At 72.0% G+C, this 17,414-nt stretch carries 22 protein-coding genes; 12 read left to right on the forward strand and 10 right to left on the reverse strand.

All coding sequences use genetic code 11. The features are described from left to right. The first annotated feature begins 7 nt into the window (after positions 1–7). Entirely contained in the window at positions 8–901 is an 894-nt protein-coding gene (locus AB4Z02_RS08745) for a carbohydrate ABC transporter permease (RefSeq protein WP_056882036.1), read from the forward strand. Beyond that, entirely contained in the window at positions 898–1,848 is a 951-nt protein-coding gene (locus tag AB4Z02_RS08750; RefSeq protein WP_441970388.1) for a carbohydrate ABC transporter permease, read from the forward strand. Before AB4Z02_RS08745 ends, AB4Z02_RS08750 begins: the two co-directional genes overlap by 4 nt. A 113-nt stretch (positions 1,849–1,961) precedes the next feature. Here the strand turns inward: AB4Z02_RS08750 and AB4Z02_RS08755 are convergent, their stop codons facing one another. From AB4Z02_RS08755 to AB4Z02_RS08770, 4 genes are read right to left on the reverse strand one after another with little or no spacing between them, the layout of a single operon-like run. Continuing rightward, on the reverse strand, positions 1,962–2,561 hold the full coding sequence (locus AB4Z02_RS08755; RefSeq protein WP_441970389.1) for a DUF3618 domain-containing protein: 600 nt from the start codon (positions 2,559–2,561) through the stop codon (positions 1,962–1,964). Continuing rightward, entirely contained in the window at positions 2,558–2,980 is a 423-nt protein-coding gene (locus AB4Z02_RS08760) for a phage holin family protein (RefSeq protein WP_056882034.1), read from the reverse strand. The genes AB4Z02_RS08755 and AB4Z02_RS08760 overlap by 4 nt, the downstream gene beginning before the upstream one ends. Next, positions 2,977–3,846, reverse strand: a complete 870-nt coding sequence (locus tag AB4Z02_RS08765; protein WP_441970390.1) for a hypothetical protein — start codon at positions 3,844–3,846, stop codon at positions 2,977–2,979. Before AB4Z02_RS08765 ends, AB4Z02_RS08760 begins: the two co-directional genes overlap by 4 nt. 55 nt (positions 3,847–3,901) lie before the next feature. After that, on the reverse strand, positions 3,902–4,780 hold the full coding sequence (locus AB4Z02_RS08770) for a DUF72 domain-containing protein (protein ID WP_441970391.1): 879 nt from the start codon (positions 4,778–4,780) through the stop codon (positions 3,902–3,904). 160 nt (positions 4,781–4,940) lie between these two features. Between AB4Z02_RS08770 and AB4Z02_RS08775 the strand changes: the two genes are divergently transcribed. From AB4Z02_RS08775 to AB4Z02_RS08805, 7 genes are all read left to right on the forward strand, one after another. Continuing rightward, positions 4,941–5,399 carry an SRPBCC family protein gene (locus AB4Z02_RS08775; RefSeq protein ID WP_056882031.1) on the forward strand — a complete coding sequence of 153 codons (459 nt, stop codon included), beginning with the start codon at positions 4,941–4,943 and terminating at the stop codon, positions 5,397–5,399. Positions 5,400–5,413: 14 nt separating this feature from the next. Continuing rightward, positions 5,414–6,163 carry a histidine phosphatase family protein gene (locus tag AB4Z02_RS08780; RefSeq protein ID WP_441970392.1) on the forward strand — a complete coding sequence of 250 codons (750 nt, stop codon included), beginning with the start codon at positions 5,414–5,416 and terminating at the stop codon, positions 6,161–6,163. Further along, positions 6,160–7,056, forward strand: a complete 897-nt coding sequence (locus AB4Z02_RS08785; protein ID WP_441970393.1) for an NAD(P)H-hydrate dehydratase — start codon at positions 6,160–6,162, stop codon at positions 7,054–7,056. The genes AB4Z02_RS08780 and AB4Z02_RS08785 overlap by 4 nt, the downstream gene beginning before the upstream one ends. 119 nt (positions 7,057–7,175) lie before the next feature. Continuing rightward, positions 7,176–7,622: a hypothetical protein gene (locus tag AB4Z02_RS08790; RefSeq protein WP_441970394.1), complete on the forward strand. Its 447-nt coding sequence runs from the start codon at positions 7,176–7,178 to the stop codon at positions 7,620–7,622. A 46-nt stretch (positions 7,623–7,668) separates the two neighbouring features. Next, complete coding sequence (locus AB4Z02_RS08795) at positions 7,669–8,898, forward strand: Nramp family divalent metal transporter (protein WP_441970395.1); 1,230 nt, start codon at positions 7,669–7,671, stop codon at positions 8,896–8,898. Next, the gene (locus AB4Z02_RS08800) at positions 8,895–9,713 is read left to right on the forward strand and encodes a hypothetical protein (protein WP_441970396.1); all 819 of its coding nucleotides are present in this window, start codon (positions 8,895–8,897) and stop codon (positions 9,711–9,713) included. The genes AB4Z02_RS08795 and AB4Z02_RS08800 overlap by 4 nt, the downstream gene beginning before the upstream one ends. A gap of 139 nt (positions 9,714–9,852) precedes the next feature. Next, a complete protein-coding gene (locus tag AB4Z02_RS08805) occupies positions 9,853–10,551 on the forward strand; it encodes an HAD family hydrolase (protein WP_441970397.1) in 699 nt (232 codons plus the stop codon). A 52-nt stretch (positions 10,552–10,603) separates the two neighbouring features. On the opposite strand, the gene AB4Z02_RS08810 is transcribed toward AB4Z02_RS08805, so the two are convergent. After that, complete coding sequence (locus AB4Z02_RS08810) at positions 10,604–11,299, reverse strand: GAF and ANTAR domain-containing protein (protein WP_441970398.1); 696 nt, start codon at positions 11,297–11,299, stop codon at positions 10,604–10,606. Between the two features lie 209 nt (positions 11,300–11,508). Here AB4Z02_RS08810 and AB4Z02_RS08815 point away from each other — a divergent pair, with 209 nt between their 5' ends. Then, positions 11,509–12,183, forward strand: coding sequence for an ANTAR domain-containing protein (locus tag AB4Z02_RS08815; RefSeq protein ID WP_441970399.1), 675 nt, complete (start codon positions 11,509–11,511; stop codon positions 12,181–12,183). On the opposite strand, the gene AB4Z02_RS08820 is transcribed toward AB4Z02_RS08815, so the two are convergent. Genes AB4Z02_RS08820 through AB4Z02_RS08830 form a run of 3 tightly spaced genes read right to left on the reverse strand, consistent with a single transcriptional unit; the run spans position 12,180 to position 13,979 of the window. After that, positions 12,180–12,590 carry a VOC family protein gene (locus AB4Z02_RS08820; protein WP_056882022.1) on the reverse strand — a complete coding sequence of 137 codons (411 nt, stop codon included), beginning with the start codon at positions 12,588–12,590 and terminating at the stop codon, positions 12,180–12,182. The two genes, AB4Z02_RS08815 and AB4Z02_RS08820, sit on opposite strands and share 4 nt — an antisense overlap. A gap of 10 nt (positions 12,591–12,600) precedes the next feature. Further along, a complete protein-coding gene (locus AB4Z02_RS08825; protein WP_056882021.1) occupies positions 12,601–13,041 on the reverse strand; it encodes a helix-turn-helix transcriptional regulator in 441 nt (146 codons plus the stop codon). Then, positions 13,038–13,979, reverse strand: coding sequence for a MerR family transcriptional regulator (locus AB4Z02_RS08830; protein ID WP_441970400.1), 942 nt, complete (start codon positions 13,977–13,979; stop codon positions 13,038–13,040). Before AB4Z02_RS08830 ends, AB4Z02_RS08825 begins: the two co-directional genes overlap by 4 nt. Positions 13,980–14,224: 245 nt before the next feature. On the opposite strand from AB4Z02_RS08830, the gene AB4Z02_RS08835 reads away from it, so the two are divergent. Beyond that, entirely contained in the window at positions 14,225–14,506 is a 282-nt protein-coding gene (locus AB4Z02_RS08835) for a WhiB family transcriptional regulator (RefSeq protein WP_441970401.1), read from the forward strand. 222 nt (positions 14,507–14,728) lie between these two features. Then, complete coding sequence (locus AB4Z02_RS08840) at positions 14,729–15,184, forward strand: hypothetical protein (protein WP_441970402.1); 456 nt, start codon at positions 14,729–14,731, stop codon at positions 15,182–15,184. 73 nt (positions 15,185–15,257) lie between these two features. Here the strand turns inward: AB4Z02_RS08840 and AB4Z02_RS08845 are convergent, their stop codons facing one another. Beyond that, complete coding sequence (locus tag AB4Z02_RS08845) at positions 15,258–16,343, reverse strand: glycosyltransferase family 4 protein (RefSeq protein ID WP_441970403.1); 1,086 nt, start codon at positions 16,341–16,343, stop codon at positions 15,258–15,260. Further along, the gene (locus AB4Z02_RS08850) at positions 16,340–17,407 is read right to left on the reverse strand and encodes a lysylphosphatidylglycerol synthase domain-containing protein (protein ID WP_441970404.1); all 1,068 of its coding nucleotides are present in this window, start codon (positions 17,405–17,407) and stop codon (positions 16,340–16,342) included. Before AB4Z02_RS08850 ends, AB4Z02_RS08845 begins: the two co-directional genes overlap by 4 nt. Between the last annotated feature and the right edge of the window lie 7 nt (positions 17,408–17,414).

The following is a 17,414-nucleotide window of genomic DNA, read 5'->3' on the forward strand; positions in this document are numbered from 1 at the left end:
CAGCGCGGTGAGCCGGCACGAGAGCCGGGGAGGCTGGTGGTTCATCGCGCCGTGGATCGTCGGGTTCCTCGTGTTCACGGCGGGGCCGATGGTCGTGAGCCTGGTGCTGTCGTTCACGGACTACTCGCTCGTCGGGCAGTCGCACGCTGTCGGGCTCGAGAACTACCGCGACCTCTGGTCCGACCCCCGGGTCAGGACGTCCCTGGCCAACACCTTCACGTATGCCGCGATGTTCGTGCCGCTCGGCACGGCCGTGGCCCTCGGGCTGGCCATGCTGCTGCAGCGGGTCGGGCGGATGGCGGGCTTCTTCCGCACGGCCTTCTACCTGCCGGTGATGACTCCGGCCGTGGCGGCGGGCGCGATGTTCCTGCTGCTGCTCAACGGACAGCGTGGCCTGGTCAACGAGGTGCTCGGGTGGGTCGGCATCGACGGGCCCAACTGGACCACCGACCCGGCGTGGCTGAAGCCGTCGCTGGCCGTGGTGAGCCTGTGGACCGTCGGCGGCAGCATCGTCATCTACCTCGCGGCGTTGCACAACGTGCCGCGGCAGCTGCACGAGGCGGCCATGCTCGACGGCGCCGGACCCGTGCGCCGCTTCTGGCACATCACGCTCCCGATGATCTCCGGCGCCCTGTTCTTCACCGTCATCACGCACACCATCGCGGCGATGCAGATGTTCGACCAGGCCTACACGATGTTCTACGGGCCACAGCAGAAGGCGACCGCCTCCGACGAGTCGCTCGTCTACATGGTCTACCTGTTCCAGAACGCGTTCCAGTTCTTCAAGATGGGCTTCGCGTCGTCCATGGCCTGGCTGCTGTTCGTCATCATCCTGCTCATCACCGCCCTGCAGTTCCGGATCGGCAACCGGTTCGTCTACTACGAGGGGGAGAGCCGATGAGCGCCCTGGACGAGTCCACCCCACCTGCAGCCGCGGCGGCCTCTGCCGGCAAGGACGTGGGACCGGGCACCGGGTGGGGTGAGGGTGCTCCGTCGGCCCCCTCGCGTCCGGGTCCCCGTTCGTGGTCGTGGTGGTCGCCGCTGCGGCTGGCCCTGCTGTGGCTGGCCACGGCCGCCTTCGTCTACCCGCTGGTCTGGCTGGTCAGTGCGGCGCTGAAGCCCAAGTCCCAGGTGTTCGACAACAGGCTCATCCCGTCCGACGTGCAGTGGCACAACTTCGTCGAGGTGTGGCGGGCCGGCCCGGTCCTGCAGTGGCTCGTCAACTCGGTGGTCGTCGGCCTCATGGCCGCGACGACGGTGACGCTCTCGAGCGCGCTCGTGGCGTTCGGGTTCGCCTACTTCCGCTTCCGCGGCCGCGGGCTGGTCTTCGGCCTCGTGCTGTCGACGATGATGCTGCCCGGGGCGGTCACGATGATCCCGGTCTACCTGATCTGGAACCACCTGGGCATGGTCGACACCCAGGTCCCGCTGTGGGCCCAGAACCTGTTCGGCTCGGCCTTCTACATCTTCCTGCTGCGCCAGTTCTTCCTCGGCATACCGCGTGAGCTCTTCGAGGCGGCCCGCGTCGACGGCTGCAGCTACTTCGGCATGTTCCGACGGATCGCGCTGCCCCTGGCCCGGCCTGCGCTCATCATCGTGTTCGTCTTCGAGCTGCAGGCGAGCTGGTCGGACCTGATGAAGCCGCTGATCTACCTGCAGACCGAGAGCTACTTCACGATGCCGCGTGGCCTGAAGCTCATCGTCGACAGCTTCGCCCTCTCGGGCGAGTACCACTGGGAGATCGCGATGGCGGCCACCCTGCTGGCGACGCTGCCGATGATCATCGTGTTCGCGTTCGCCCAGCGGCACATCCTCGACGGCATCGCCACCAGCGCCAAGCAGGGCTGAGCGCCGCAGCGCCATACCGAGCGCAGCCTCACCGAGCGGCGCCGGACACGAGGAAGGGCGGGAGCACCAGCTCCCGCCCTTCCCCTTCGTGAGCGGCGTACCGCTCCATCCACCTACTGCGTGGAGCGCACCGTCTCGGCGGAGGACTGCGCCTGCGACTTCACGTCGTCGGCGGTCGACCTGCCCTCCTCGGTGACGTTCTCCTTGGCCTCGATGGCCGTCTCCTTGACGCTCTGGGCCGCGTCCATGGCCGGCTCCTTGAGCTGCTGCGCCGTGTCCTGGGCGACGCTCTTGGCCTCCTCCATGAGCGGCTGAGCCTTCTCCTTGACGGCACTGGCCGCCTGCTTCTCCTTCTCGGAGGCCGGCAGCATCGAGCCGATGAGCCAGCCGGCGCCGAGGGCGATCAGGCCTGCGGCGAGGGGGTTGCCCTCGGTGCGGCGCTTCGCACCGCTGGCCGCGGCCATGGGTGCGTGACCCACGGTGGAGGCGGCGCCCGAGACGCTGGAGGCGGCGTCGGAGCCGGTGCTGCCCACGTCGCCGGCAACGCCCATCACGCGCTCCTTGACCGATGTCGCCGCTCCGGCGACCTTGTCGGCCTGGCGACGGGCGACGTTGGACGGGCTCACGGTCTCGGTGAGCGCGTTGACGTCGCTGCTCAGCCGGCCGCGGGTGTCCTCGATCTCACGACGGATCTCATCAGGGTTGTTGGTCATCGCTTGTCCTCGTTCCCTTTCAGCGCGTCGGGGATCTCGCGCGCGGTGGCTTGCGTCTGTGGAATTCCCTTGACCTGCTTGAGCTTGCTGCGTCCCATGGCGGCCAGGACCGCGGCGATGACGGCCCAGATGACCGCGACCACGACGGCGGACCAGCCGCGCCCGATGGCGCTGCCGAGGCTCCACCAGAGGGCGATCGACAGGAAGAGCAGCACGAAGTGTCCGGCGACGCCGGCACCTCCGAGCATCCCTGCGCCCGTGCCGGCCCGGGTGGCCGACTCACGCAGCTCGGCCTTGGCCAGCTCCGTCTCCTGCCGGATCAAGGTGGAGAGGTCTCGGCTGATGTCGGCGAAGATGTCGCCGACGTTGCTCAACGACCGGTTGGACGGGTCGTCCAGCCGGGGGTCCTGGTGGCTCATCGGGGGAGCTCGCCCGCCTCGGGAGCGGTCCAGCCGACGGGACCGTCGACCCCCGTGATGCCACCCGCCTCGACCACCGGGTCGGTGACGGGGTGCGGCGCGGCCGAGGTGACCGTGCCGGTGGGGGAGCCGTAGGCGGAGTACCCGGCGGTGCTGTGGTCGACCGGGACCGGGGCGGTGGCGGTGTAGCCCTCACCGGCGGAGCCGCCGGTGGACGAGCTGCCGCCCTGCTGGTCCTGGTGCTCGGCCACGAGGCCCCGGCTCAGCCGGCCGCCGACAAGGCCGACCACCGCAGCGGCGGCGAGGAAGGTGCCGGGCCGCTGCCGGGCGAACTGCTTGACCTCCGACACCAGGGAGCCGGGGTCGCGCTGGTCGAGCCAGCTCGCGACGTCGCCCATGCGCTGCGACGCCTGGTGCGCCAGGTCGCTGGCGACGCCCTGCTGCTCGGAGCCGCGGGCCATGCCCGACAGCTCCTCGCTGAGGGAGCGGAGGCCGTCGGCCACCCGGGTCTGCTGCTGGGCGCTCTGGTCCAGGAGCTGGCTGCGGGTCTGCTGCCAGAGCTCCTTCGCCTGCTGACCCGTCTCCTGGGCGACGTTCTTCGCCTCGTCCTTGCCGACCTCGGCGACGTGCCGTGCGCCCTCCTTGGCCTGCTGGCCGGTGGCGCGTGCCTCGTCCTTGGCGACGTCCGTGGTGCCGGAGCTACCCGACGAACCGCCGGAGGTGCCGCCTGTGGTGGCGGAGCCGGACATGCCGCTCGAGGCGGTGTCGGCAGCGCCGGAGGTGACGCCCGGGGTGACCTCGACTGCGCCGAGGTCACGCGGGGTGTCGAACTGCTCGGTGCCGGTGGTTCCGTATGTCTCGCTCATGTCCATCCTGTTCTTTCAACGAGTGCTGGACGCGCGGTCTCCTCGACCGCGGCTGTCACGGACCTACCCGCCGACGACGCGCCGAAACCTGACGGAGGGGAGGCAGGTCCACCGGCTCCGGTGCCAGGCCGAGCGCCTCGAGCAGGGCCCGTGCGTCGTGCGGGGCATGGCCCCGCGCGTCGTTGTCGAAGTAGACGTGGACCTCGAGGCCCTCGTCGGCCCAGCCGCTTACCCGGTCCGCCCACGTCGCCAGGGCCGCGGGCGAGTACCCGCTCGTGTACAGCTCGGTGTCTCCGTGCAGCCGCACGTAGACGACGTCCGAGGTGACCGCGTCGAACATCGGCCAGGTGCCCGCACTGTCGGACACCACGGTCCCGATGTCGTGTGCCCGCAACAGGTCTCGGGCGCGGGCGGAGCGGAAGCTCTCGTGGCGTGGCTCGAGCACGTGGTGGATCGGGAGGCTCACGGTGGTGGTCGTGAGGACCCGGTCCCCGGTGAGCTTCGGGCCGTGCCGCGCCGCCAGTGCCGCAGCCTCGTCGGTCGTCCGGGGCAGCAGGTCGAAGAACCGAGTGAGCCGGTCCTCGTCGAAGGCCTGCCGGGCGGGCAGCTGCCACAGGACCGGGCCCAGCTTGGCTCCGAGGGCCAGGACACCGGAGGCGAAGAAGTTGGCGAGGGGTGTCTCCACCTCCACCAGCTGGCGCAGGTGCGTGATGAACCGGCCGCCCTTCACGGCGAAGGGAAAGCCCGCGGGCACCTGCGCAGCCCACGCGGCATAGCTGCTGGGTCGCTGCAGCGAGTAGAACGACCCGTTGACCTCCACCGCGGTGAGCAGGCGGCTGAGGTAGGCGAGCTCGTCACGCTGGCGCAGCCCCGCCGGGTAGAAGTCGCCACGCCACGAGGGGTAGCGCCAACCGGAAGTGCCGATGCGGATCATCCCTGCCTCCTCTCGCCTCCAGCTGTCGTGCCGCTCCTGTGGTGCCCCACCGCCCCGGTGCCAAACCGGCGCACCGCCGCACGGGCGTTTGTCGGCACGGGGACCGGGTAGCGACAGGGAAGAGCCTGACATCCCGCTGCCGCCTGACGAGAGGAGACCCGTGACCACCGCCGAAGCGCACATCGACGTCGCGAGCGACATCACCACCGTCTACAACCAGTGGACGCAGTTCGAGGACTTCCCCCTGTTCATGGAGGGGGTGGACGAGGTCACCCAGCTCGACGACCGCCACCTGCACTGGAGGGTCAGCATCGCGGGGGTGCACCGCGAGTTCGACGCCACGATCACCGAGCAGATCCCCGAGGTCCGGGTCGCGTGGAAGGCCGACGGCGAGGTGCAGCACGCGGGAGTCGTCGACTTCCACCGCGTGGAGGACCGCAGGACCAACGTGTCGCTCCAGCTCGACCTGGACCCGCACGGCCTCGTGGAGCACGTGGGCGACGCCCTGGGCGTCATCGAGCGACGCGCCAAGGGCGACCTCAAGAGGTTCCGCCTCCTCGTGGAGAGCAACCAGGAGGCCACCGGCAGCTGGCGCGGCGAGGTGCCGCGGGAGGGCTGATCACGATGCTCGACATGCAACGACTGGGGCCTGCACGACTCGTCCTCGTGCGCCACGGCGAGAGCATCGGCAACCTCGCCGACCGCGCGGCTCGCGGCGCCGGCGCCGCCCGCCTCGAGCTCGACGCGAGGGACGCGGACGTCCCGCTGTCGGACACCGGTGTGAACCAGGCCCGGGCGCTCGGCCGGCACCTCGCCGACCTCCCCGAGACGGCGGTCCCGACCGCGGTGGCGAGCTCGCCGTACCGCCGCAGCGCCGACACGGCGCGGACGGCGATGGAGACGGCGGGCCTGCGGCTGCCCGTCCACCACGACGAGCGCCTGCGTGAGCGCGAGCTCGGGGTTTTCGACGGGCTCACCGGCACCGGTATCCGGGCCGAGTACCCCGCCGAGGCGGCCCGCCGCGAGCACGTGGGGAAGTTCTACTACCGGCCCCCGGGAGGGGAGAGCTGGTGTGATGTCGCCCTGCGCGTGCGGTCCTTCCTGCGCGACGTCGGCGCCCGGGCGGCGACGGACCGGTTGTGGATCTTCACCCACCAGGCGGTCATCACGTGCTTCCGCTACGTCCTCGACGGGATGGACGAGGAGGCAGTCCTGGCGCTCGATGCCAAGGTGCCGATGCCGAACGGGTCGACCACCACCTACCACCGCGGACCCGGCGGTGTGCCCGCGCTCGTGGACTACGCCTCGGCTGCCGCGGTGCGGGCCGAGGGCGCGGAGCCCACGCACGAGCGCGAGCACGCGGGCAGGGGACCGGTCCCGTGAGCCGCGACGTCCAGGACCTCGACCCCGCCGCGCTGGCGCGGTGGCCGTTGCCCGACGCCTCCGGGGGCAAGGAGCAGCGGGGCCGGGTCGTCGTCGTGGGCGGGAGCCGGCACACGCCCGGTGCGGTCCTGCTCGCGGCCGAGGCGGCGGTCCGCGCAGGCGCCGGCAAGCCGCAGGTCGCCACGGTCGGCAGCGTGGCGGTGGCGGCCAGCGTCGCCCTGCCGGAGGCCTTCGTGACGGCCCTGCCGGAGACCGATGAGGGCGAGATCGCCCCCGAGGCGGCGGAGCACGTCCTCGAGCTGGCGGCGGACTGCGATGCGGTGCTGCTCGGGCCGGGGCTCCTGTCGCCGGAGCGCGCGTGCGCCTTCCTTGAGCAGGTCCTGCCCCACCTGCGCTGCCCCGTCGTGGTGGACGCCCTGGGCATGGCCTACGTGACCGCGCACCCCGACGGCCTGGCGCACCTCGAAGGACGAGCCGTCCTCACCCCCAACGAGTCGGAGCTCGCCGAGACGCTGGGGCGCGATGCTGACGAGGTGCACCATCGCCTGGTCGAGTCGTGCGTCGAGCTCGTCGAACGCACCGGGGCGACCGTCGTCACCGGTGGCGAGCAGACCGTCGTCGCGGCGCCGGACTCGCGGACCGCCTGGAGCCTGGCCGGAGGTGTCCCGGGCCTCGGGGTGGCCGGGTCCGGCGACGTGAAGGCCGGAGTGCTGGTGGGGCTGCTCGGTCGCGGCCTGCCGCCCGAGGGCGCGGCGGCCTGGGCGGTCGCCCTGCACCAGGCTGCCGGCCGAGCCGTCTCCGACGAGGTCGCCCCACTGGGGTTCCTCGCTCGGGAGGTCCTGGCGGCGGTGCCCCGGGAGATGGCGCGCCTCGCGGCGGCCACAGGGTCGTGAAGGGAGCCGGGTGATGAGCGCGACAACCCCATGAGCGACGGGTTCGCCCTCGGGCTCGCCTGGCTGGTCTTCCTGGCGATGCTCGTCGCGCTGGCCACCGTCCTGTTGAGGCGGCGGCCGTGATGCGCAGACGGGCGACGTACGTTGTGGGCTGCGCCGTGGTCCTGCTGAGCGGGTGCATCGCCCCCGCCCTGGATTCGGGCGCCTTCGAGCAGAACGCCAAGAGCGCCCTCGAGTCCGCATCCAGCGAGACCTCGACGGTCCGGCTGGCCGTCGACGGCCTGCTCGCGGGGAAGTCGACCGGCGCCTACGCCGACACGGTGGTGACGGACAGCGAGAACGCCATGGGAGGCGTGGAGACCAGCTTCGGCGTGGTCGACCCGCCGAGTCGCCGCCAGGACCAGCTGCGCGACCAGGTGCTGACCCTCCTCGGCAACGCCGACGACGCACTGGCGCACACCCGTATCGCGTTGCGACGCAACGACCGGAGCGGGCTCAAGGCCGCGCTCGGCGAGCTGGACGCGAGCACCTCAGAGCTCGCGCGGGCCCGGAAGGCGCTGGGATGACTGCGGTGCACCCCCCGCTGCCTGCGGACGAGGGAGGTGGGGACCGGTGAAGCGGGTCTTCGCCATCGCGCTCGGCATCCTCACGGCCATCGGCGGGTTCGTCGACATCGGTGACCTCATCACCAACGCCCTGGTGGGCTCACGGTTCGGCATGTCGCTCGCCTGGGTCGTCGTGGTGGGGGTGCTCGGCATCTGCGTCTTCGCGGAGATGTGCGGACGAGTCGCCGCTGTCAGCGGCAGGGCGACGTTCGACCTCATCCGCGAGCGGCTGGGGCCCCGGGTCGGCCTCACCAACCTCGTGGCCTCGATGCTCGTGACGTTCCTGACCCTGGCCGCGGAGATCGGCGGGGTCGCGCTCGCCCTGGAGCTGGCCACCAGCGTCAACCGGTTCCTATGGATGCCGGTGGCCGGGGCAGCGGTGTGGGTGGTGCTGTGGCGCGTGAAGTTCGCGGTGCTGGAGAACGCGTTCGGGCTCGCCGGGCTGTCCCTCGTGGCCTTCGCCGTCGCCGTGTGGGCGCTCGGCCCCGACTGGGGAAGCCTGGCACATGGTGCGCTCGATCCGACGGTGCCGGCGAACGAGTCGCACCCCGTCTACCTCTACTACGCCATCGCGCTCTTCGGGGCGGCCATGACGCCGTACGAGGTGTTCTTCTTCAGCTCCGGCGGTGTCGAGGAGAAGTGGTCACCGAAGGACCTGGGCACCATGCGGGCCAACGTCTTCATCGGCTTCCCCCTCGGCGGCCTGCTGTCCCTCGCGATCGCCGCGTGCACAACCCTCGTCTTCCTGCCGCGAGGCATCACGGTCGACACCCTCGGGCAGACGGGCCTGCCGGTGGTGCTGGCCCTGGGGAAGATCGGGCTCGCCTTCCTGCTCCTGGGCTTCTTCGCGGCCACCTTCGGCGCTGCCTGCGAGACAGGGCTCTCCGTCGGCTACAGCATCGCCCAGTACCTCGGCTGGCAGTGGGGCAAGTACGTCGAGCCGTTGCGCGCTTCCCGCTTCCACACCGTCCTGCTCATGTCATGCATCGGTGGCGTGGCCCTGCTCCTGACCACCGTCGACCCCGTCATGCTCACCGAGTACTCCGTGGTGTTCAGTGCCGTCGCGCTTCCCCTGACGTACTTCCCGATCCTCGTGGTCGCCAATGACCGGACCTACATGGGTGAGCACGCGAACGGGCGGCTGGCCAACGGCCTGGGCGTGGTCTATCTCGTGCTGGTGGTGCTCGCGTCGGTGGCGGCGATCCCCTTGATGCTCGTGACGAAGGCGGGGCAGTGACTCCGGGCCGGGGCCGCGCCGTCGACCTGGTGCTGCGGCTGATGGACCACCAGCTGGTCGGCCCCAGCGGAGCCCTGCTCGGCAACGTCGACGATGTGGTCCTGCGCGAGGACCGCAGCGGGCTGCTGGTCGTCGGGCTGGTGACGGGGCCCGGTGCGCTCGGCCCTCGACAGCCGGGCCTGCTCGGGCGCTGGATCGTGGCCGCGTGGCGGCGGCTCGACCCTCGCGAGCGGCCTCGACCGCTCATGGTCCCGATGTCCCACGTCCGGGACATCGGATCGGCCGTGACGGTCAGCGACCATGCCGAACGCGTCCTGCACGAGGCGGCCGGGCTGGAGCAGTGGCTGCGGCAGCACGTCATCGGCAGGATCCCCGGCGCCAAGGCCGGTGACGACCGGCTGGCGGGCACCGCGACCTATGCCCCGGACGCGCACGAGGAGCTCGACCGGCCCGAGGGGACGCGGCTGCTGAGCACGCTGGTGGGCGCCGGCGTCGTCGACCCGGGTCGCACCTCGGTGGGCACCGTCTGCGAGGTGCGGGCCGAGGCGTTCGAGCAGAGCGGCCTGGAGGTGGGGCGCCTGCGGGTGACCGGGGTCGTGTTCGGTCCGCGCACCCTCGGGGGCGAGCTCGGCTACCGCACCCTCACCGACCAGGGTCCTTGGCCCCTTGCCCGGGGATTCAGGTGGTGGCACCGTGACGACCACGAGGTGCCCTGGGGCCAGGTCGACGCGGTCGACTGGGAGGGACGCCGCCTCGTCCTCCGGGGCCACGGGGGGTGGCAGCACCCCCTCGGTGTCAGCGGTGCCGGCAGGTGACCCCACCTGCGTGCACGTTTGAGCGCGGCGCGCGTGGGGCAGAGTGCCCGCGACGATACCGCTGCGGCGAAGGCCGCTGGACCCGAAGGTGCCTGATGATCCACTCCCCGCCCCTCGTGCGTGACCGCCGGTGAGCCAGATGCCGGGACAGCCAGCCTTGCGGGTGCCCCTCGGCATCGTCTTCGACCTCGACGGCACCCTGGTGGACACGACCTACATCCACACGCTCGCGTGGTGGCAGGCCTTCCAGCTCGCCGGCCACGTCGTCCCGATGGCCAGCCTCCACCGGTCCGTCGGGATGGGCCCCGACCAGCTGATGCCGCACGTCCTGGGGGCCGGGCGTGACGAACGGCGCGACGAGGACCTCGTCAAGGCGCACGACGTCCTCTTCGCGACGTGGCACGAGCGGGTCGAGGAGCTGCCGGGCGCCTGCCACCTGCTGTCGTGGTGCCACCACCAGGGCGTGACCCTCGCGCTCGCCTCGTCCACGGGCGGGCGCGACCTGGAGGCCATGCTCGGCGTGCTGGAGCACCCCGACCTGGACGTGGTGGTGACGTCCGAGGACGTCGAGCAGTCCAAGCCGAGCCCGGACCTCGTCCAGCTGGCGATCGAGCGGATGGGCCTGCGGCCCAAGGAGGTGCTCGTGGTCGGCGACACCGTCTGGGACGTCGAGGCCGCCAGGGCGGTCGGCGCGCGGTCGGTAGGCCTCGAGTGCGGCGGCACCAGCGAGGCGGAGCTCCGGGCAGCGGGGGCGACCTGGGTCTTCAGGGACCCCGAGAGCCTTTGCCAGGAGCTGGTGGAGGTGGCCGGACCGGGCCGGGAGGCCTGGCCCGCCTGAGGCGAAGGAGGCGCGTCCGTCGGGACTGGCGAGGCTGGCGGACAGGGCCCAGTCACAGCACTCGGCTCTTGACCAGGATCCTGGCGAGTTCGGCGTCGTGGATGCCGGCACGCTCGGCACCCTCGTGCAGCCGTCGAGCGGCCACTTCGGCGCTGATGCGGTGAGCCGCCATGAGCATGCCGATCGCTTGCTCTGTCACGTACTGGTCCATGAGCCGCTGCGGCGCTTGCTTCGCCCGCCGCACGGCGGACAGCGACAGCTCGGCGTTGGTCACCGCGCCATCGGCCCAGCCGCCGCACTGCGCGGCAAGCTGGTCGTGCAGGCCCTCGAAGGCGGTGGGCGTGCTGCCGTAGAAGTTGACGCCGCCCACGACGGTGCCTTCCCCCATCAGGGGGATCGACAGGCTGCTCTCGACGCCGACGGTGTTCTCCGCCCTCGCGAACAGGAGCCAGCTGTCCTCGTCCAGGGGGTCGGAGACGCCTGCGGCTATGGTGCTTGCCTGCTCCATGGCGCGGACGCACGGTCCGTCGTCGACGTACTGCACTGCGTCGAGCGCTGCCACGTCGAGGCTGCTTGCGGCCCAGGTGAAGGACAGTCCCTCCCGGAGGTAGGACAACGTCAGGCCCAGGCAGTCCGGGGCGATCGTGGCCACCCGTGAGGCCATGGCGTTGAACTGGGCAGTCATGTCCTCGTCCTGGAAACGGGACATCTCGGTCAGGGCGAAGCGGGTCTCCCGGATCGGTTCCATCGTCGTCGGAGTCCTTCGTGCGAGTGTCTGTCGATGCCCCTGTACCCGCGACTGCCGTCCGGTATGCACCACCTCTGAGACGGCCGCGTGACCCTCGGTCTGAACCCTTGTCGGGTCCCGTCAGCCCGTCGTATCGTGGGCCCCGGTCAAGAAGTGGCCTTCTCGCTTGAGACATCCCCGGGGCAGGGTCGTCCATGTAGGAGGAAGCCGTGGCACGCCTCGAAGCTGCGCACAGTGACGGTCAGACCATGTACTTCGAGTACGAGGCCGAGAGCGCTCGCTGGACCTGGTCGGCCGGGCTGCGAGCCCTCCACGCCCTGTCCGCTGGTGAGGAGCCGACCACCGAGCTGATGCTCGAGAGGATGGCCGAGGAGGACCGGGCAGTCATGCTGTCGCGGTTCAAGAGCCATCTCGAGCAGCCCGGACCGTACTCCTGTGCCTACCACATGACCGATGCCGGCAACCGGCAGTGCAGGCTCCTGTTCGTGGGGCAGAGCGAGGCGGTCGACGGGAAGGTGAAGCGGCTCAGCGGCTTCGTCGTCGACCTCACCGAACCGATGCGCGAAACGGCACGGGCGGCGGTCGCGGCCTCGGTTGAGCACCGGGCCGCGATCGAACAGGCCAAGGGTGCCCTGATGCTGAGCTTCGGTGTCGAGGAGGACATCGCGTTCGACCTGCTGAGGGCCTACTCGAGCCGGCACAACATCAAGCTGGCGGTGGTGGCCGAACGCATCGTCGCCGGGCTCTCGGACCCCGCCTTCAGCAGGGACGAACCCGTGCGGAGCCTGCTCGACATCGTGATCAGCCTCTCCGGCGGCGCACCAAGCGACGCCGGCCACGGTGCCCGGCAGGTCGTGGAGCCAGCTGGCGGCTCGGCGGGCTAGGCGGTGGGCGCCTGGGCGATGCGGACCGTGTTGCCCGAGGGGTCGCGGAACGCGCAGTCGCGTGGGCCCCACGGCTGGTCGATCGGCTCCTGGAGGACCTCGGCGCCCGACGCGCGGACCGTCTCGAACGTCGCATCGACGTCGTCGGAGCGGAAGACGTAGTTGGGCAGGACGCCCTTGGTCAGCAGCTCCTGGAGCGCGTCGCCGTCGGACTGCGAGCGTCCGGCATGGGGCTCGGACAGGACGATCTCCAGACCGGGCTGGGCGTCGCTGCCGAGGGTGACCCAGCGGTACCCGCCCGAGGCCACGTCGTTGCGGACCGCCAGTCCCAGGGCTCCGCCGTAGAAGGCGATCGACTCGTCGACGTCGTTGACGGTGATGTGGCAGTACTGCAGCGCGATGCTCATGGCAGCGACCCTAGGCAGCGGGGTGGCGCTGCGCTTCTCCGATCCTGCTCGATCCGCGACGGACCGGTCGGGTGTGCGCCTTCGCGACGCAGGAGGGCATGGCGTTGACCGCGTGGTGCTCTCGCCGCCGGTAGGCCGTGGGGCTCTCGCCGACGATCTCCGAGAACCGTGAGCTGAACGAGCCGAGCGAGGTGCACCCGACCTGCATGCACGCGTCGGTGACGCTGACGCCCTCGCGCAGCAGGGCCATGGCCCGCTCGATGCGGCGCATCATCAGGTAGCTGTAGGGGGTCTCGCCGTACGCGGCGCGGAAGCGGCGCGAGAAGTGCGCCGGGGACATGAGTGCCCGCTGCGCCATGGTCGGGACGTCCAGCGGCTTGGCGTAGTCGCGGTCGATCAGGTCGCGCGCACGGCGCAGGTGAGCCAGGTTCTCCAGCTCCTGCGGGGTCATGTCCGCACGGTAGCACCGGGTGTGGGGGCTGCCAGGAGCGTTTCGGTGGCTCCTTCGAGGGTGTGCACCCGGGTCACCGTGACCGTGTGGGCGGGGGCAGGGAGGTCGACCGGCCAGCCCGGCCCGCCGAGCACCACGTCGAGGGGCCAGCGGACGGCCGCCAGGACCTGCCAGAGCCGCTCGTCGACCTGGCGCGCGATCGACGCCCAGAGGAAGATCCTCGAGGGGCGGCGCGCCATGAGCAGGTGCTCCAGCGCCTCGGTAGGCACCCGGGCGCCGAGCCCGAGGGCGGCGACCCCGTGGCGGGCGAGCTCGGCCTCGACGGCCAGGAGTGGCAGGTGGTGCTGCTCCTCGTCGGCGCAGGCCAGCACCACGAAGGTGTCGGTCGTGCGGGGCCGGTTGAGGCGGATGACGGTGCGCAGCTCGGTCGCCAGGACCTCGCTGGCGAGGTGCTCGCACTCCACCCCCAGCGAGCCCCCGCCCCACTGGTCGCCCATCGACCGCAGGGCCGGCGCGAAGACCTCGGTCCAGGCTGTCACCAGGTCGTGCTCGCGCAGGCACCGCTGGTAGATCCGCGACAGGCTCTCGGCGTCGAGCGACAGGGCCGCCGAGCAGATGGCCTCCACCGTGCCGTGCCTGACGGGAGATCCCGCCTGTGGCCGGTCGCTGTCGGTCTCGATCGTGAGGCGCTCGCTGTCCATCGAGAGGGCGACCCGGGCCGCGCTCTGGGCCGGGACCCCCCGGGCGGTGAAGCGGGCCATCACCCGGACCCGGTGGATGTCCTCCTCTCCGTAGCGCCGGTGGCCGCCCTCGGTGCGCTGCGACGGGCCGACGCCGTAGCGCCGGTCCCACGTGCGCAGCGTGGCCGCGGAGATACCGAGCCGATCCGCGACGGTGCCCACCGACCACTCGACGGCGCCCACGAGGTCATCCGGCATGCGGATACCCCCATCGGGCGAGCCCCGTGGGCACGGTCGACAGTGGGCCCGGCTTGAACTCGGTGACCACGACATCCGATCTGACGTTTGGTGCCCGGTGACCCGTCGGCGGGTGGTGCACCACCGACGACCCCTGCTCGGGCACTCCGAACCCTATAACTTCTTCAAGGGTGTTGCACTGCGAACAAGTTCTGCATAGGTTGTGAATCACTTCGGTTCGCGCCTCGAGGAGAGAGAGACCCCACATGAGCAGCATCAAGAGACTTCCCAAGCCGCTGTTGAGCTCCTACGAGTGGCAGACCGACGGCGCGTGCCGCACGACGGACCCCGACGAGTTCTTCCCCCACGAGGCCGAGCGCGGCAACCGCCGGCTGAGCCGGGAGCAGCGCGCCAAGGCGCTGTGTGCCACCTGCCCGGTGATCCAGCAGTGCTTCGAGCACGCGATGGCGGTGCGTGAGCCGTATGGCGTGTGGGGCGGCACCACGCCCGAGGAGCGCCTGGCCATGCAGCGCGGCGTCGCCGTCTGACCGCACCCTCCTTCCGTCGCGGAGCAGGTCCTGCGCGCGAAGCCGGGCCTCGCAGACGACCGGACCCCGTCCTTCCCGGACGGGGTCCTGCCATGTCCGGTGGCGGCGGGCCCCGGGTGAGTCATGGCGCAGACGCCGGGGTCACGCGTGCACACAGCCCCGTCTCAGGAGCGCCGACCTAGCCTCGCAGGCAGCACCACCCCCAAGACCGACGGGACACCGATGAGCTCGCTGGACGGCCGGCCACCCCTGATGGCGGCCACCAGTACGTGGGACGACTGGCTGGCCCTGCGCTCCTTCCCCTCCGGTGACCCGCGCGACGCCACGGCCAAGGAGCGGCTGGCCGTGGAGCTGACCGCAGGCCTGTGGCCGCTCGTGGACTTCTCCGACCCGGCGACGCGCACTGCGCTGCGGGAGCTGTTCGCGGAGTACGAGGACGACACCGCAGGAGCCCCCACCACCCGGCGTGACCCGGTCACCGCCCTGCGCCGCGTGGTGCCCCTGGAGGGAGTCGAAGTCGGTCGGCACACCGGCCAGGCGAACCCCCAGGTCGTCCTCACCGTGACGTCGACCGGTGGCCTGCAGCAGGAGTTCCGTCTCGACGTGGAGCGGGCCCGGGTGCTGGCCGAGCTGCTCTACGAGCGGGCGCTCGACACCGACACGGACGCCGAGGCGTGACCTTCTGGCCTGACCTGCGGGGCCTGGCCTGGGGAGCTGACCTGCGAGGCTGGACCGGCCTCCAGGTCCGCCGCTAGGCGACCGGGACGCAGAGACAGGCGTGCTCGACCGCCCCGGCGGCGGCATACGCGTGCTCATTGCGGTGCAGGACGTTCGCCCAGTCCAGGGCGGGCACGGTCGCCCGGTTGTGGGCCGCCATCCGCCCGCGGGTGACGGGGTCGGCGCACAGGTCGGCCAGCTGCTCGGCCATCTGGGCGTCGCTGCCGGACAACAGGCCGTCGACACCGTGGTCGACGAACGCGCCGACACCCGTGTGCTCCCGGGCGAGGACGACGAGCCCGGCCGTGCGGGCCTCCAGGGCGGCGATGCCGAATGACTCGAGGGTCGCCGGCGCGACGAAGACGTCGGCGTCGGCGTACAGCGCCCGGATCTGCTCGTGGGAGAGGTTGCCCGGCGCGTGCACCCAGGACTGCATCCCCCGCGCGGCCACCTCGCGGCGGAAGGCCCGGTGCTGGGGGCCGTCACCCACCACCACTGCGCGGATGGCTGTCGCAGCGGGCACGTTCGCCCGGGCCTGCTCGAGCACCGACACCAGCCGCAGGGGCCGCTTGCGCCGGTGCATGCGGCCCACCGCCACGACGGTCACCTCCGGCCGAGGCCGAGGGTCGGTGTGAGGTGCCCAGAACGCCGTGTCCACGGCGTTGGGGATGACCAGGACCTCGCGCTCGCGCAGGGCTCGGCGCACCGGTCGGGCGGCGGCATCGCTCACGGCCGCCCACTGCACGGAGCGCCCGGTCCACCCGCCGAGCACCGCGGCGGCCCGGAAGGCCGGCCACGCCGCGCCCCACATCGAGTGCACGGTGGCGACGGCCGGCACATCGGCGCGCGCTCCGTCGCCCACCGCGCGCATGGCCAGCGGTGACCAGGCCGAGACGTGACCGTGCACGACGTCGGCCTCGCGCAGCAGGGCCGTCAGCCGCCCGGGCCGGCGGCAGACGCCGGGTGTGCCGGGAGCCGGCGGCGTGTCGGGCCCCGGCGTCCTGGTGAGCACGGTGACGTCGTGACCGGCGCGCGCCTGGGCGCTGGCCAGCTGGTCCACCATGACCTCGATGCCACCGAGGGTCGGGCCGAACGTGTCGGTGGCGTGCAGGATCCTCACGCGGGGAGCCGGAGCGCGGACCGAGGCGGGGTGCCCGTGGTGCCAGCCGCACGGGCCCGGACCAGCAGCCAGAGGCCGAGCCAGAGCCCACCGACCGGGATCTCCAGGACGAAGGTGAACGCGCGGTAGAGCAGCACGCCTGCCACCACCGGGAGCGGGCTGGCGCCCAGGGCCACCAGGGTCCCGGCAGTCCCCGCCTCCGCCAGCCCTGTCCCACCGGGCGTCACGGGGGTGAGGCTGAGGAGGCGTTCGACGGCGAGGCCGGCCAGGACGGCATACACGGGGACCGGTGCCCCCGCCGCGTGCAGGCAGGACCACAGCAGGGCGGCGAGCAGGGTGAGGTAGCCCGCCATCCCGAGCGTGAGCTGGGGCCACGTCCGGCTCACGACGCCCCGGATGCGCAGGCGGGTCTGCAGCAGCGCGGCGGCGAGGCGGTCTCCCCGCTCGGCTCCCGACCGCGGCATCGCGCGTCGGACCGCGGCGGTGACGAAGCGGGCCACCGCGGTGGCCACCCGGTCGCTGCGCAGCGCCGTGACACCGGCGGCGACCAGGACCAGGAGCAGCAGCGACGCCGCGAGCGCGCCCGCGCGCAACCCGCGGGTGGGCAGGCCCCCGGCGGCAAGCAGGCCGACGAGGGCGACGAGCGGGAGGGCGAGCTTGGCGAGCACGTCCCAGGCGTTGGTCACGACGAGGTACGCCGCGAACGACCGGTCCCGGAACCGCCAGGTCCGCGCCATGCTGCAGTTGAGGGCGACGCCGAGCGCTCCGCCCATCGGCGCGACGTTGGACACGGCGCTGCCGGTGAGGCTGAGGGTCAGGGCGCGGCGGCGGCTGAGGCCGGGCAGCGCGCCGGTGAGCACGAACGAGTGGACGAGCAGCCCGCACGCCCACAGGGCCGTGAGCCCGGCGAGGCGGTGGGGGGCGATGCCGCCGATGAGGTGGGCGGCCGCAGACCACGACACCCCCGACGTGCGCGGCAGCAGCCACCACAGCACCCCGGCGCCGAGCGCCAGCGCGACCAGCGCCTTGCCCGCCGTCCGGAGGCGGGTGCCTCGTCGTGCCACCTGCGCC

Source organism: Pedococcus sp. 2YAF34, assembly GCF_052114585.1.
Classification (GTDB): Bacteria; Actinomycetota; Actinomycetes; order Actinomycetales; family Dermatophilaceae; genus Pedococcus.

What these genes read in the sequence shown, in the direction of transcription:
- AB4Z02_RS08750 (WP_441970388.1), top strand. Translation starts at nt 898, where the DNA reads ATGAGCGCCCTGGACGAGTCCACCCCACCTGCAGCCGCGGCGGCCTCT.
- AB4Z02_RS08755 (WP_441970389.1), bottom strand. Translation starts at nt 2,561, where the DNA reads ATGACCAACAACCCTGATGAGATCCGTCGTGAGATCGAGGACACCCGC.
- AB4Z02_RS08760 (WP_056882034.1), bottom strand. Translation starts at nt 2,980, where the DNA reads ATGAGCCACCAGGACCCCCGGCTGGACGACCCGTCCAACCGGTCGTTG.
- AB4Z02_RS08765 (WP_441970390.1), bottom strand. Translation starts at nt 3,846, where the DNA reads ATGAGCGAGACATACGGAACCACCGGCACCGAGCAGTTCGACACCCCG.
- AB4Z02_RS08770 (WP_441970391.1), bottom strand. Translation starts at nt 4,780, where the DNA reads ATGATCCGCATCGGCACTTCCGGTTGGCGCTACCCCTCGTGGCGTGGC.
- AB4Z02_RS08780 (WP_441970392.1), top strand. Translation starts at nt 5,414, where the DNA reads ATGCAACGACTGGGGCCTGCACGACTCGTCCTCGTGCGCCACGGCGAG.
- AB4Z02_RS08805 (WP_441970397.1), top strand. Translation starts at nt 9,853, where the DNA reads ATGCCGGGACAGCCAGCCTTGCGGGTGCCCCTCGGCATCGTCTTCGAC.
- AB4Z02_RS08810 (WP_441970398.1), bottom strand. Translation starts at nt 11,299, where the DNA reads ATGGAACCGATCCGGGAGACCCGCTTCGCCCTGACCGAGATGTCCCGT.
- AB4Z02_RS08820 (WP_056882022.1), bottom strand. Translation starts at nt 12,590, where the DNA reads ATGAGCATCGCGCTGCAGTACTGCCACATCACCGTCAACGACGTCGAC.
- AB4Z02_RS08825 (WP_056882021.1), bottom strand. Translation starts at nt 13,041, where the DNA reads ATGACCCCGCAGGAGCTGGAGAACCTGGCTCACCTGCGCCGTGCGCGC.
- AB4Z02_RS08830 (WP_441970400.1), bottom strand. Translation starts at nt 13,979, where the DNA reads ATGCCGGATGACCTCGTGGGCGCCGTCGAGTGGTCGGTGGGCACCGTC.
- AB4Z02_RS08835 (WP_441970401.1), top strand. Translation starts at nt 14,225, where the DNA reads ATGAGCAGCATCAAGAGACTTCCCAAGCCGCTGTTGAGCTCCTACGAG.
- AB4Z02_RS08840 (WP_441970402.1), top strand. Translation starts at nt 14,729, where the DNA reads ATGAGCTCGCTGGACGGCCGGCCACCCCTGATGGCGGCCACCAGTACG.